Annotated in this window: 15 protein-coding genes and 1 pseudogene; 12 read left to right on the top strand and 4 right to left on the bottom strand. The window is 32.3% G+C overall.

Features of this window, described 5'->3' with window-relative positions; genetic code table 11:
- Window positions 1-115: 115 nt before the first annotated feature.
- Window positions 116-316, bottom strand: a pseudogene (locus AC1EU5_RS06205) (recombinase); the annotation flags it as partial.
- Between the two features lie 402 nt (window positions 317-718).
- On the opposite strand from AC1EU5_RS06205, the gene AC1EU5_RS06200 reads away from it, so the two are divergent.
- The 11 genes from AC1EU5_RS06200 (at window position 719) to hxpB (ending at window position 9,357) form a co-directional block, all read left to right on the top strand.
- Window positions 719-883: a hypothetical protein gene (locus tag AC1EU5_RS06200; protein ID WP_480191501.1), complete on the top strand. Its 165-nt coding sequence runs from the start codon at window positions 719-721 to the stop codon at window positions 881-883.
- Window positions 884-970: 87 nt separating this feature from the next.
- Window positions 971-1,807, top strand: a complete 837-nt coding sequence (locus AC1EU5_RS06195) for an AraC family transcriptional regulator (RefSeq protein WP_480191500.1) — start codon at window positions 971-973, stop codon at window positions 1,805-1,807.
- A 112-nt stretch (window positions 1,808-1,919) separates the two neighbouring features.
- On the top strand, window positions 1,920-2,582 hold the full coding sequence (locus tag AC1EU5_RS06190; protein WP_480191499.1) for an ankyrin repeat domain-containing protein: 663 nt from the start codon (window positions 1,920-1,922) through the stop codon (window positions 2,580-2,582).
- A gap of 39 nt (window positions 2,583-2,621) precedes the next feature.
- Entirely contained in the window at window positions 2,622-3,068 is a 447-nt protein-coding gene (locus AC1EU5_RS06185; protein WP_480191498.1) for a nuclear transport factor 2 family protein, read from the top strand.
- Window positions 3,069-3,702: 634 nt separating this feature from the next.
- Window positions 3,703-4,059 carry a single-stranded DNA-binding protein gene (locus AC1EU5_RS06180; RefSeq protein ID WP_480191497.1) on the top strand — a complete coding sequence of 119 codons (357 nt, stop codon included), beginning with the start codon at window positions 3,703-3,705 and terminating at the stop codon, window positions 4,057-4,059.
- 72 nt (window positions 4,060-4,131) lie between these two features.
- Window positions 4,132-4,509 carry a DUF6876 family protein gene (locus AC1EU5_RS06175; protein WP_480191496.1) on the top strand — a complete coding sequence of 126 codons (378 nt, stop codon included), beginning with the start codon at window positions 4,132-4,134 and terminating at the stop codon, window positions 4,507-4,509.
- Between the two features lie 342 nt (window positions 4,510-4,851).
- The gene (locus AC1EU5_RS06170) at window positions 4,852-5,478 is read left to right on the top strand and encodes a BfmA/BtgA family mobilization protein (protein WP_480191495.1); all 627 of its coding nucleotides are present in this window, start codon (window positions 4,852-4,854) and stop codon (window positions 5,476-5,478) included.
- The gene (gene mobB / locus AC1EU5_RS06165) at window positions 5,441-6,475 is read left to right on the top strand and encodes a MobB family relaxase (protein WP_480191494.1); all 1,035 of its coding nucleotides are present in this window, start codon (window positions 5,441-5,443) and stop codon (window positions 6,473-6,475) included. Before AC1EU5_RS06170 ends, mobB begins: the two co-directional genes overlap by 38 nt.
- The gene (locus tag AC1EU5_RS06160) at window positions 6,472-7,917 is read left to right on the top strand and encodes a type IV secretory system conjugative DNA transfer family protein (RefSeq protein ID WP_480191493.1); all 1,446 of its coding nucleotides are present in this window, start codon (window positions 6,472-6,474) and stop codon (window positions 7,915-7,917) included. The genes mobB and AC1EU5_RS06160 overlap by 4 nt, the downstream gene beginning before the upstream one ends.
- A gap of 76 nt (window positions 7,918-7,993) precedes the next feature.
- Complete coding sequence (locus AC1EU5_RS06155; RefSeq protein WP_480191492.1) at window positions 7,994-8,689, top strand: nitroreductase family protein; 696 nt, start codon at window positions 7,994-7,996, stop codon at window positions 8,687-8,689.
- 2 nt (window positions 8,690-8,691) lie between these two features.
- Window positions 8,692-9,357, top strand: a complete 666-nt coding sequence (hxpB, locus tag AC1EU5_RS06150; protein WP_480191491.1) for a hexitol phosphatase HxpB — start codon at window positions 8,692-8,694, stop codon at window positions 9,355-9,357.
- A gap of 23 nt (window positions 9,358-9,380) precedes the next feature.
- On the opposite strand, the gene tenA is transcribed toward hxpB, so the two are convergent.
- The 3 genes from tenA to AC1EU5_RS06135 all read right to left on the bottom strand — a co-directional run bounded on the left by tenA (window position 9,381) and on the right by AC1EU5_RS06135 (window position 11,965).
- Window positions 9,381-10,040, bottom strand: coding sequence for a thiaminase II (tenA, locus tag AC1EU5_RS06145; RefSeq protein WP_480191490.1), 660 nt, complete (start codon window positions 10,038-10,040; stop codon window positions 9,381-9,383).
- A gap of 95 nt (window positions 10,041-10,135) precedes the next feature.
- Window positions 10,136-10,447: a hypothetical protein gene (locus AC1EU5_RS06140; RefSeq protein ID WP_480191489.1), complete on the bottom strand. Its 312-nt coding sequence runs from the start codon at window positions 10,445-10,447 to the stop codon at window positions 10,136-10,138.
- 24 nt (window positions 10,448-10,471) lie between these two features.
- Window positions 10,472-11,965, bottom strand: coding sequence for a serine hydrolase domain-containing protein (locus AC1EU5_RS06135; protein ID WP_480191488.1), 1,494 nt, complete (start codon window positions 11,963-11,965; stop codon window positions 10,472-10,474).
- 242 nt (window positions 11,966-12,207) lie between these two features.
- Between AC1EU5_RS06135 and AC1EU5_RS06130 the strand changes: the two genes are divergently transcribed.
- Window positions 12,208-12,711, top strand: coding sequence for a MarR family winged helix-turn-helix transcriptional regulator (locus tag AC1EU5_RS06130; protein ID WP_480191487.1), 504 nt, complete (start codon window positions 12,208-12,210; stop codon window positions 12,709-12,711).
- The last annotated feature ends 45 nt before the right edge of the window (window positions 12,712-12,756 follow it).

Genomic DNA, 12,756 nt, shown 5'->3' with positions numbered 1-12,756 from the left:
ACCTAGATTATATTGGATTACTTTGATATCTACATTTAAGATATCCATTTTTTTAAAATAACAGGTACTGTATTAAGAATAGCTTCTTTTGTATAATGCGGAATTGTTTTTGTAAGAAATTTAAAATACTTTCAAGAGCATCATCTGCCTCTTTATGTATAAAATTGGCTTGGTAGTTAATAGTGGTTTTTAAATCACTATGACGATAGAGTTTTTGGAGCATCAAAGGGTGAATGGAATCACTAGCAATATTTCTAAAAGAATGATGTGCTATATGCATTGTTATTTTCTTATTGATTTTTGCACTTGATGACATCATTGATTAGTATTAATTGCGAAAGTCAAATCAAGTATATCTTTTGCCTATTTAAAAGGTAGTAATTAATAAGCCATTTTAGGTACAACATAAGTACAATATTTTTCACTTTTTTTAAGACGAATTATAGATTGATGCTGTATGCTTTCATTTGAAAATCAAACCTTATTTCTTCCAATAGGGATTAATAAATTTTACGTTTTTTCAACCTTAGTTCTTCGATTGAGAGTTTATTATCATACAATATCCCAGCAAGTTAAACACGTAAAATCACCCATCAAAAGACTACGGCATAAAGTCCACGCTGCTTCCACTGCTTATTTATTCCGTTTCCTTTTGAGCTGTGATTTTAGCTTTCGTTTGGTTGTAGCTTAAAATATTGTTTAACCAAAACTTACAATTATGAAGCGAGAATCCTTAAATCAAGACATTTCACCAAAGGCTCTGGAAGCACACTATCAATTAAGCAGAGCTAATTATGATATTGAAAGTGGCGAAAGCCATTTGGCGTATTACAAGGATAAACATCCTTTATACTTCAAATTATTAATCAAATACAACAAATAAAATTCAGGTATTATGGAAAATTAGCATAAAGTTCAGCTCAATTTTGATATAAGAATTACTAAAGAAGTTTTTATATATATTTATTATGTGATACAAAACTTCATAATACATCAAAAAGCAAAGCAATACGAGTGGTATGGCGATTGTTTTTTATCTGTCAAATCTTTTTATGATGGACAGGCAAACTATAAAGTTAAACAACGTGAATACAACGTAAACCAAAGTAATTTTTTAGTTTTAAACGAGTGCACTAAATATCGATTGACAATCGATACTTTAAAAGAAACCGAATCTTTCTGCGTGTTTTTTTCGCCAGATTTTGTGTCAAATTTCATTTCATCCTTAAAAACTTCTGATGAGAACTTATTAGATTTTAAAACAAAAATTAATCAAGGTTTTAAGTTTTATGAAAGAAACTATTATCACAACGGATTAGTTTCTGAACTTTTAAAGTATGGCCGAATAAAATCTAAATTAGGTTTTGAGGACATTGAAAAAGAAGAGTATTATCACTACCTTTTACAAGCCATTTTACAACAAAACAATGGCAATTTTTACCAAGCTTCACTATTAAATTCAAAGAAGAAATCTACACGAGAGGAAATTTATCAAAGAGTGTTATACTCTAAAGACTATATCGATAGTAACTTTAGCAAAAACCTCACATTAAAAACTTTAGCACAAATTAGTTTGCTCTCTGAAAATCATTTGTTGCGCAATTTTCGCCAGATTTTTGGTATAACACCTTTTCAATATTTGTCTAATAAAAGAATTACTGAAGCAAAGAATCAATTGATGCACACTAACAAAGGAATTGCAGAAATAGCAACAGGTGTTGGCTATTCAAGTATGAGTAATTTTAGCCATTTTTTTAAATCGATTACTGGTAAATCGCCAACTGATTTTAGAAAAAGTGATATATAGTAAGTAAGACTTACAATTTGTTATTTCATTTGTTGAAAATATTTTTCTTATGAAATCACTAATTACATTAATTTTTTGTGCAACTATCTGTTTCACAGCTAAAAACGACAATATGATAGAGGTATTAAAAACACATATTAAAAACAAAGCAGTTGAGAAAGTAATTGAATTAATTCAAGACAGCCCTGAAGTTTTAGAGTTAAAGGATGCTAACGGAAGTAATGGATTAATGCTTATTGCATACAGCGGGTTGGATGAAGCCTTATCCAAAGCAGTTAGTCTAAAGAAAAACTTTTCCTTTCACGAGGCCATTGTTTGTGGTAAAATTGATGTGGTTGAAGATTACATAAAAAACAAAAAAGATAATATTGTAAACACCTACTCTAATGATGGTTTTACGCCCCTTTCACTTGCAGCTTTCTTCAGTCAAACAGAAATAGGCAAACTCTTAATTAAACATAAAGCAAACCCCAATATACCAGCAACAAATGCTTCAAAAGTAAATGCTCTTCATTCGGCTGTTGCAAAAGAGAATTTAGAACTCTGCAAGCTATTTATAGAAAATAATGTTGATGTAAATGCCATACAAATGGACGGCGTTACGGCACTTCATTCAGCTGTTCATCGCAACAATCTAAAAATGATTAAGCTGTTAGTAGATAATGGTGCAGATATTTCTTTAAAAATGAAAAATGGAGATACAGTATTAGATATTGCTAAAAAAGAGAAGCATAAAGAAGTGGAAGAATATTTATCTGGTTTGATTAAGAAATAAGTTGAGTATAAGTTAAAACGTCTTCAAATCAAAATGAAAATGAAAATAATTCTAGCAATAATCATTGTAATCTTTCAAACTTCTTGTGCCTCTCAAGAACCGTCTTACAAACAATCAGACAAAATAAAGAAAGTGTTACAACTTGAAAAAGATTGGTTAAAAGCCTATGAAGAAAGAGACACGTCGCAAATGAATACCATAGTTGATGATGATTTTGAAATCACATATCCGAACGGTTACAACCAAAAAAAGCAAGATATTATAGAGTATATAAAGAGTGATGATGATTCTTGTAAAAATATGAAGTTATATACTACTCAAACCTATGCGAAAGACTATGGAAATGTTATTATTTTACGTGGTGTAGTTACAACTGAATGTGATGGTGGCAACGATAAGTTTTACCAAAGGCGACGTTATACAGATACCTATTTGTTTAAAGATGGTAAATGGCAAGTAATTGCATCACATTTAAGTAGTTTATAAATATTCGTAATACTTGTCAAAGTATTACATTCTTACTAAATTAAAATCTTTAGTCAGATTTCGTTAAGCACATTTCCCTACATTTCGTTGTTCTTCATTTCGGGAAAAGAGCTTCCCTTAAAGAAGTCTTGGACACAATCCACAATTTTGGCATTCCATTCCATTAACCCTTGCCGCTGCGCTGGAAAGGAACATTACATTTTACACAAAATTGTGAATAGAGTCCGCTTAATCGGAATTTCAATTTCTTAATTAGTCTCACTTCCTAATATTATTCCATTCTTCGAAATCCATTTTTGAGTTACTCTCGAGCCGAACAGCTCTTATTCCCTTTTTTGCCACCAAAACACCAACATTTAACCTTGAACAGACTGCATAATCAGGCTCACTTCGACTGCGCTCAGCGCAGGCTACCCTCGCTCTTTTTATAAGTCCTTATCAAGCCTAAATATTGAACTCGTGTAAGCAACAAAAAAGGTAACGGCTGACGGCTCTATGGGAAGTAAATCAAAAACAACAGATTATGAAATCATCTCAAAATATCCAAAAAGGAAGTGACACTAAAAAAACAAAAAGGAAAACGCTTCTGGATATAATAAGTAAATCAATGTTTAATTTTTTAAATCTTTAAGTTATGAGTACGATTAGAAACAAAGTACAGTTAATTGGAAACGTGGGCAGAACCCCAGAAACAACGGAATTGGAAAGCGGAAAGAAAGTAACCCGTTTTTCATTGGCTACAAATGAATTTTACAAGAACGCCAAAGGCGAAAAAGTGCAAAGCACACAATGGCATACTATAGTGGCTTGGGGTAAAACCGCGGAGATTATTGACAAATATGCCGATAAGGGTAAGGAAATCGCCATTGAGGGAAAACTCAATTCTCGTTCGTATGAGGGTAAAGAGGGTGTTAAAAAATATGTAACGGAAGTGGTGGCAAGCGAAATACTACTACTAGGAAGTAAAACTACTTTATCAAAAGCAGTATAATTAAAAAATAAAGAGGGCACTACTGTCTAAAGTCTTGCCCTCTTTTTCATCATGTTTATAATGAATTTAAAGATGGTTAAAGCTAACAAAATAAAACTTGGATTGCAACATTTTCAAGGTTCGGAAATGTTGTATCAAATTCCATTAATACGTACGCGATTTACAAACGGATTGAAATATTTGGTAAATGCTGCCGAGTGTTTTTGGCTGATTACCGATACGTCCGTGATTGCAAAAAGTTTAATGAATAGAAGTCCATTTATCACTATTGATTTTAAGCGACTACCTGAAAAAATAAGAAAGAAAAAGGGCTATGAAGCCGAAATCACATACAGCGATGGTAATGGTAAAGTCTTTGAAACCCATAAATACTATGTCACCGATTTTCCATTGGATAGCCTGCGATTATTCTTTGTTGACAATACGTTGATGCTGCCAAGTGAGTACTAAATGAAACCAAAAAGGCTCAAATTAAATGTTGAGTCTTTTTGTTGATTCTAGGGCGTCTATTCGTATATTTACGGTGTAATATTCCTGCATCATTTTTAGGTTGTCATTTTTCATTTTTTGACTTTCAAAAACAGCCTAAAATTTCCATATCATATGAAATCTGGCAACTGATTTTAGAATCAGATTGTCTGAAAATTTTTGTCCCTGTGGGACGAAAATCGAAGAGCAAGAGGGTAACACGCTCACGCGGTGTTACGATATCTATTTATCTCGAAATTCCTTTAAAAATAAGGGATTGAAAGATTTCGGAAAAAAGCTGAATGCTTCGTTTTTTATGAAAAAATGTGTTCAACTCAGTATAATCAAGGAATTTTTGATGAAAAAATGGATGTAGGGTATGAAAATGAGAAGTTCGCAGGAATGCGAATTAAGATGTCTGTTGCTAAACGGTTTAGAAAATTCAGCAAGAAATTTTCTAAATCGCAATCCATGACATTATTGGCTATGCTCGACTTTTTTGAAGTCAATGAAGTATCACCAAATGAACGTTTGGGTGAAACAATTTCAAGTTTAAAGTATCAAATGCAAAAACGATTTAATGCAGTTATTGCCATTATTCGAGACATTGAAAAAAGCCAAACCAAACCAACAACTGCCATTTTACAAGCATTGCTTGAAGGTACTTCAGAAAGCAACATTGAAGAAGAGGAAACCTATGATTTTGGGACACCGACTTTAATAACTGAGAATGAAGAACTCGCCTATTACAGAGAGGAATATTATAAATATCAACAGAAACTGAATTCAGTCAATAATGAATTAGAAACGGTTTTAAATAACATAAAATATGTAAAAGGAAGTTTTGGAAATAGTTATTTCAAATTAGAAATGACAACCAAGGAATTCGAAGAATTAAAACAAAGAATAAACAATGTACATAACCATAACAGCACAGAAAATGGGAGGTAATTATGTGCAAAGTTCTTCGGACTTTGTCTCTTATCTCGAAAAGGAAAATGAAGGAAAAACGATTGATGAACAAGAACTTTTTTTCAATCAGTATGGCGAGGAAATTTCTTCTGAAGAAGTTATACGAGAAATTGATGGTAATGCAGCAAAGCTCAAAAAAACGGAGCCTCGATTTTATTCTATAACGGTAAATCCAAGTGCACGAGAATTGAAAAGATTACAGAATCACTCTAAAGAACTAAAACAATATACTCGGGAACTCATGAAAGAGTATGCCAAAGCTTTTAATAGAGAGATTAATGGACGGGCTGTAACAGTTGATGATATTAAGTATTATGCCAAAATAGAACAACAACGTACCTACAAAGGAACAGACAAAGCGATTGTCGAAAATCAACCTTATGCAACTAAAATTTTGGAATTAAAAAATGAGATTAGAAAAATTGAAGAAGGCGACTTAAACGGGAATATAAAAACTCTTAAAAAGCAAATAGCGAAGCTAGAAAAAGAAGCGCCACACCAAATTAATGGTAAACGCATTGTTAGAGGAATGCAAAAAGAGGGTTCGCAATCTCATATTCATATTATTGTGAGCAGAAAAGACATGACAAACAAATACAGCTTGTCACCTGGAAGTAAACATAAAGCTTCACAAGTTGAAATGCATGGTAAAAACATAAAGCGAGGTTTTAATAGAGACAAATTCTTTAAAAATTCTGAAAAGGCATTTGACAGATTATTTAATTATAAACGCAATTATGTAGAAACTTATAAGGCTAGAAAGACATTCATCAAACATCCCGAGAAATACTTTGCCAGCATTACGGGTTTACCAACCCATCAAAAAGCGATGGCGTTTAAACTGTTAGGTAAAACAGGAGTTAATACATCTTTAATGAGTATTCCAACCAATAAGGTACAACTCGCTTTAAAGACGATTAAGCAGTTGAAGCGAGGCTTTGATGTTGCCATTAAGTCAAGTTCTATAGGAATATGAGTTGGACATTGGCACATATCATTTTATATATCATCATTCCAATAATCATCCTAGGAATTATTTTCTATGTATTCTATTGCACTGAAACACCTGTTACTTCAAATAAAAAATATCAAGTTCATTTTAAATTGAAGAATGGGAAGTTTAAAATTGATAATATTAGGCGTGGTGTTTCTATAATAGGTTCGGCAGGAAGTGGCAAAACAGAAAGTGTTGTTTACAATCTATTACAACATTTTGCTAAATATAACTTCTGCGGAATCATTCACGATTACAAAGATTTTGAACTCACCGAAATTGCCTATCCCCTTTTCAAGGATAAAGACGTAAATTTCTACACAATTTCGTTTGATAAAATTCAACATTGTGTAAATCCAATAGCACCAAGATATTTACCCAATGAAGAAAGTGTTAATGAAGTTTCAAAAGTTTTAATTGAAAATTTACTGGAACAGAATTTTTCTGACACTTCAGGAAGTTCAAAGTTTTTTATTGATGCTGTTGAGGGTTTATTAAGTGGGCTCATTTGGAAACTAAAAACAGCCTACCCAAAACATTGCACCTTACCTCATTTAATCGCATTGTTTCAAACGATGAATACCAAAAAACTAGTAGCTTTTTTATCTTCAGATTTTACTTCTAGAGCTATGGCAAGTGCTTTCATTAACGGTGTAGAATCGGAAAAACAAACCGCTGGTGTAAAAAGTACACTGGCAAATGCTTTTAAAAAGATAAGTTCTCAAAAAATATTCATGGTGTTGTCTGTAGATGAAGTACCATTGGATATAAACAACCCCGACAATAAAGCTGTTATTTCAATCGTAAATAATCCTCAATATGAATCTGCTTATTCACCAATAATTGCGACCATAATTCATACTGTAATCAAACAAATGAGCGTTCGAAACCGAGAATCATCATTTGTATTGATGGAAGAAGCACCAACTATAAAATTACTCAATATGCACCGCATTCCGGCAACATTACGTAGTTATGATATTGCAACTATTTATGTCATGCAGGATAAAATACAGAACGATATGCTCTACGGAGATAAAGCAAGTAAAGCTATTTTAAGTAATCTATCTTACCAATTCTTTGGTAAGGTAAACGACCCAGACACCGCGAAATACTATGAACGTTTCTTTGAAATTATAAAGAATCCTACACGAAGTGTTAGTAAAGGTACAGGGCTTTCTTGGGATGCGAGAATTACAAAAGGTGAAAAAGAGATTCCTAAACGTAGAGCAGAAATATTCTTTAAATTAAAACAAGGTGAGTTTATTGCTTTTGCTGACGGTAAGGATAAAAAAATACAATTTAAACTACAGAAAATTTCTAAGAAAGCAATTCCATTGAAGATTAATTATTCTGATGAGGATATCTTGAGTATCTACAATAACTTTTATTTATTAGTTAAAAAAATCGGTACGTCAATATAGAATTATTTAAATGATGTGATTCATATAGACGTAAAGCGCAACGATTTTATTATTTTTAGTATCTAAAATTATAGATATGGAACTTCAAGAACATATTTTTATAAATGGCTACAAGCATAATAGTTTTCGTTCCGATAAATCATACGAAAATGAAGAAATGAAAGCCAAAAGCGAGGCGTTTTATTCTTGGATAGATGGTAGACGATCGGTACGCGATTTTTCTAATAAGGATGTGCCAAAGGAAGTAATTGAAAACTTAATAAAAGTGGCTTCCACCGCGCCATCAGGAGCACATAAACAGCCATGGACATTTTGTGCAATTTCAAACCAAGAATTAAAAAAGAAAATTCGTGAAGCCGCTGAAATAGAAGAAGAGATAAACTATAACTCTCGTATGAGCGATCGTTGGAAACGCGATTTAGCACCACTAGCCACCGATATGCACAAACCTTTTTTAGAGGAGGCACCTTGGTTAATTATTGCTTTTAAAAGAGTATATGAACTCGATGAAGACGGAACAAAACACAATAACTATTATGTGAATGAATCTGTGGGCATTGCTTGCGGATTTTTGATTACAGCCATTTACAATGCAGGATTGGTTACTTTGACTCATACACCTAGCCCAATGAATTTTTTAGGTAAACTTTTGAACAGGCCAAATAATGAACGTGCATACATCTTGTTTCCGGTTGGCTATCCAAAATATCCTACTTACGTTCCAGACTTAAAAAGAAAAAAGCTAGATGAAGTTGGTGTATTTTATGAATGATTATGAAAACTAAAAGAGCTGTAATTTTTGATATGGATGGAATCATCATCGATTCTGAGCCTTTATGGAAGCTAGCAGAAGAAAGAGTGTTTAGTGCTGTGGGGGTAAAAGTAGATAAAGAATTATCAAAAATCACAGAATCATTAACCACTAAAGAAGTAACTGACTTTTGGTATAATTATATGCCATGGGAAGGTAAAACACAAAATGAAGTTGAAAACGAAGTAATAGATTTAGTCAGTAATTTAATAAGTACCCAGGGTAAAGCAATAGATGGCATTAGAGAATTACTATACTTTTTTAAACAAAAAGGATTTAAAATAGGTTTAGCAACCAACTCACCTTATAAACTTATTCCGCTTGTTTTAAACAAAGTTGGGATAGCTGATTGCTTCGATGTAATTTCATCTTCCGAATTTGAAAAAGAAGGGAAGCCAAACCCTTCAATTTATCTGACTACAGCAAAAAAATTAGGAGTATCACCAGATAAATGCCTGGTATTTGAAGATTCACCTTCAGGTTTAAGCGCTGCTAAAAATGCAAATATGAAAGCAGTGGTTCTTTGCTTAGAAGAAGAGTTTTATGATGACAAATTTAATTTAGCCGACTTAAGAATTTCTGAGTTAAGTAGTTTTAATGATGACTACCTAAAATTATTATTGAATTAACGTTTTCTATTTTATTGCGAATTCTAATTAAATGTTTTCCACTTTTCTATTTGGTATGCCGAATCCCAAAATTCATATTCTAATCGTGTGGAAATAACAAAGACTTCTGTCATACGTTTTCTAACTCTTGTGGAAGCATTTAATGCAGCGTTATCACAAATTCCTATAGCTTCTTTAACTAATAAGTCAAAATCGTCACCAGCATACGTTTCAATCCATTTTATGTAAGGATTATTTACCGAAGTTTGATTTTCGTAAATATATTCACCAACCTTCTTATAGAGCCAAAAACAGGGTAATACGGCAGCCATTGCAATTTCTACTGATTCATAGGCGGCAACAGATTTAATATGGCTTGTATAATGGTGGCATACAGGTTCAATCACCTGGCTAGGTACAATATTAAAATCCTTAAAATAATATTCGTGTAATTTTCTTTCAGCTACGATGGCGGTTTCAGCAAAATTTATAAAGGCAATAGTTTCACTAATTTCATAACTTTTTGAAGCTATAAGTGATAGGGTTTTTCCAAAATTCTCTAAATATTTAGAGTCTTGTTGCATGTAGAATTTAAACTTTTCTTTATGTAATGTTCCATCCATCAATTCAGAAATAAATGGCATTTCTAAAATAGAGTTGAAAATTGGACGAATTGTTTTCCAAGATGATGTAGACCAAGTCATATGGCGGGGTATTTTTTCTTAATAGGATTAAATTAACTCAGAAGCTTCACTTATTGATTTTTATCTCAATTATAATCCGTTTTAAGAAACTAGTTTTATTGATTAACGAATTCAAGTGCTTTTATAGTAAAATATTCCCATTTTCTGTAATGTCTCTGTGATATTAAAATCCATCCTCGCATTATTCGATCTTTGGCGTAAAGATGTGTACCAACTTTAGCACCGTCTAATTTAAGAGCCTCTTCTTGAGAAGCTTCATCTAATTTAAAAGTCATGTGATCCTGCCACAAAAAAGCAGCAGTTTTTCCGTTTTCTGCTTTTATAGATTTTGCACCAAACATTTTGCTCTCTAAAGCATTCGGTATTTTTTCTATTATATCATCAAAAATTCTTTCTGAATTTATCATAAAAACTATTTTGGAAAACTTTACTTATTCACTTACCCTTTTAAACACCTTATCCCTAAAATAAACACTTTCTACTGCGTCGTTTTCTATGGTAAAACACATGGTTTTTCTTGAAGTAGATATTAATTCTACTTTAAAACAATCTCTGTCTTTGTAGGGCTCTGCTATGCAGGCTAAATTACCGTTAGAAATTTTAAAATTGTTATTGTTGTAAGCAATAGTCAAAGTACCATCTTTATCATTATAAAATTCACCAGTATAGGCCTCTTTTGGTAAAGAAAGGTTCCATTCAGGATTTCCCCATTCCTCATTTTCATCCAACTCTCTTTTTTGAACTTTTACAATGCGTTCATTTAGCTTTACCATTAAACTATCTGCATAGTTATTTATATTCTTGGCATCACCCAGATAGAGCTCATAAACGTAATCTGCAATGGTATTACCTAAAGTACGTCCTAACTCCTGATGGTTCGCAAATACGGCAACACCTAATTTATTTTTAGGAAAAAAAGTGATCGTAGATTTGTATCCAATATACCCCCCTTGATGGTTTACAATATCTTGATCTTTTTCAGTGCCAAGTATCCATCCCATGGCATAACCATGAGTATTAAAAACGGGGATATCATCACCAGTATCCGCATACTTTTTATAACTGTTTTTTACTACATCTACAGGATATATTTGTTTATTATTTAGTTCACCATTATTTAAATAAAAGAGTAAAAAGTTAGCTACATCATCAGTATTCATAATTAGACCACCTGCAGCGTGCATTGTGGCGTCAGTTTTATGCGTTACGGCTTTCTTAACCGTATTGGTAAAAGTACCATAATAAGGTTGAGCAAATAACCCTTCTTCACTCTCAGAAATATAGGCAGAAGCCTTATCCATTTGTAGAGGTGTAAATACTTTTTCATCAAGAAGATCTTGCCATTTTCTACCGAGCTCTTCTTGTAATAGAACGCCAAAGAGATAATATCCATAATTAGTATACTCAAATTCCTTACCCTCTTCTTTAAAATAAGTATAATCTTCTATGATTCTTAATATATCTTCTCGAGTATAACTACCGGTGTAAGACAATCTAAATGATAAGAAGTCATTATCTATACCTGTTTGATGAGTGAGTAAATCTCGAACAGTAATATTTTTAAACACGTCCTTTCTATTAAAGTTTTTGAAGGGTTTATAATCACTAATATTTTTATCGAGATCAATGAGACCTTCGTAATCCAATATAGTTCCCAATAATCCAACAAAAGATTTGGTGGTAGAAGCGATGTAAAAATTAGTGGCCTCTGTTGCTAATAAATTTTTCTCTGTATCTGCATATCCAAAAGCCTTTTTCATAACGACACCACTACTATCTACAACTGCGATTGCTAAGCCAGGTACTACTTTCACGCTATCCATAGCCCTCTCTATGAACGTTGTGATTTGTTTTGATTTTAAGTTATCTTGGGTTTTGCAACTTATCAGTATTACAACGATACCAATTAATTTAAAAAGCTTCATATTTTTTATTTTCTCAAATTTATACTTACCAGGGTATAAAGAAGTTTTGTGCAAGTTTATCTAGCTTTAAATAATAAAATGTTGTCATAAGACAATCTTTTAAACAATGTGTTATCAAAATTTCAAGCAGTTGTACTTTTAAAAACTATCTTTACATCAAGATATTTATGCAAACATACAATTTTATCTTCATATAAAGATATTTTTTATATTTTTACTCAAATTATTATTACTAACCTTTTATGAAGCCATCAGAGCAAGACATTATTGATACTTTAGTCAATGAATGGAGACGTGAGCGTCAAGACTTAGATTCTTCGCCTATGTTGATAGTTGGTAGAATCTTAAAGCTCGGAAGAATTTTAGAAAAAAGAGCTGGTAAGGCACTGTCTAGCAGTAAAATACACTATACCGATTTAGATGTTCTTGCTACTTTAAGGCGTTCGGGTAAACCTTACACGTTATCCCCAAAACAGCTTATGGAGTCTGTGTTAATTACTTCGGGCGCTATGACAGCTTTGCTTGATAGACTTACTAAGATGAAACTAATACACAGAGCACCTGATGCTACCGATGGACGTATAAAATTGGCATGTTTATCTGCTAAAGGAAAAAAAATTATAGATAAGGCCATTGCAATTAGATTTAAAGAAGCTGAAGATGCCATTGATATATTTACAGCGAAAGAAAAAAAAGAGCTTTCAAAATTGCTTAAAAAAATGGTGTTTCATCTCAAGGAAAATTAATTGAAATAATGTCATATGACAAACTTTTAAAGATAAAGACACTAT

The organism is Maritimimonas sp. 2405UD52-3, from assembly GCF_056591715.1.
The sequence above is the reverse complement of the archived record's forward strand: the minus strand, read 5'-3'. Positions and strand labels throughout refer to the sequence as shown.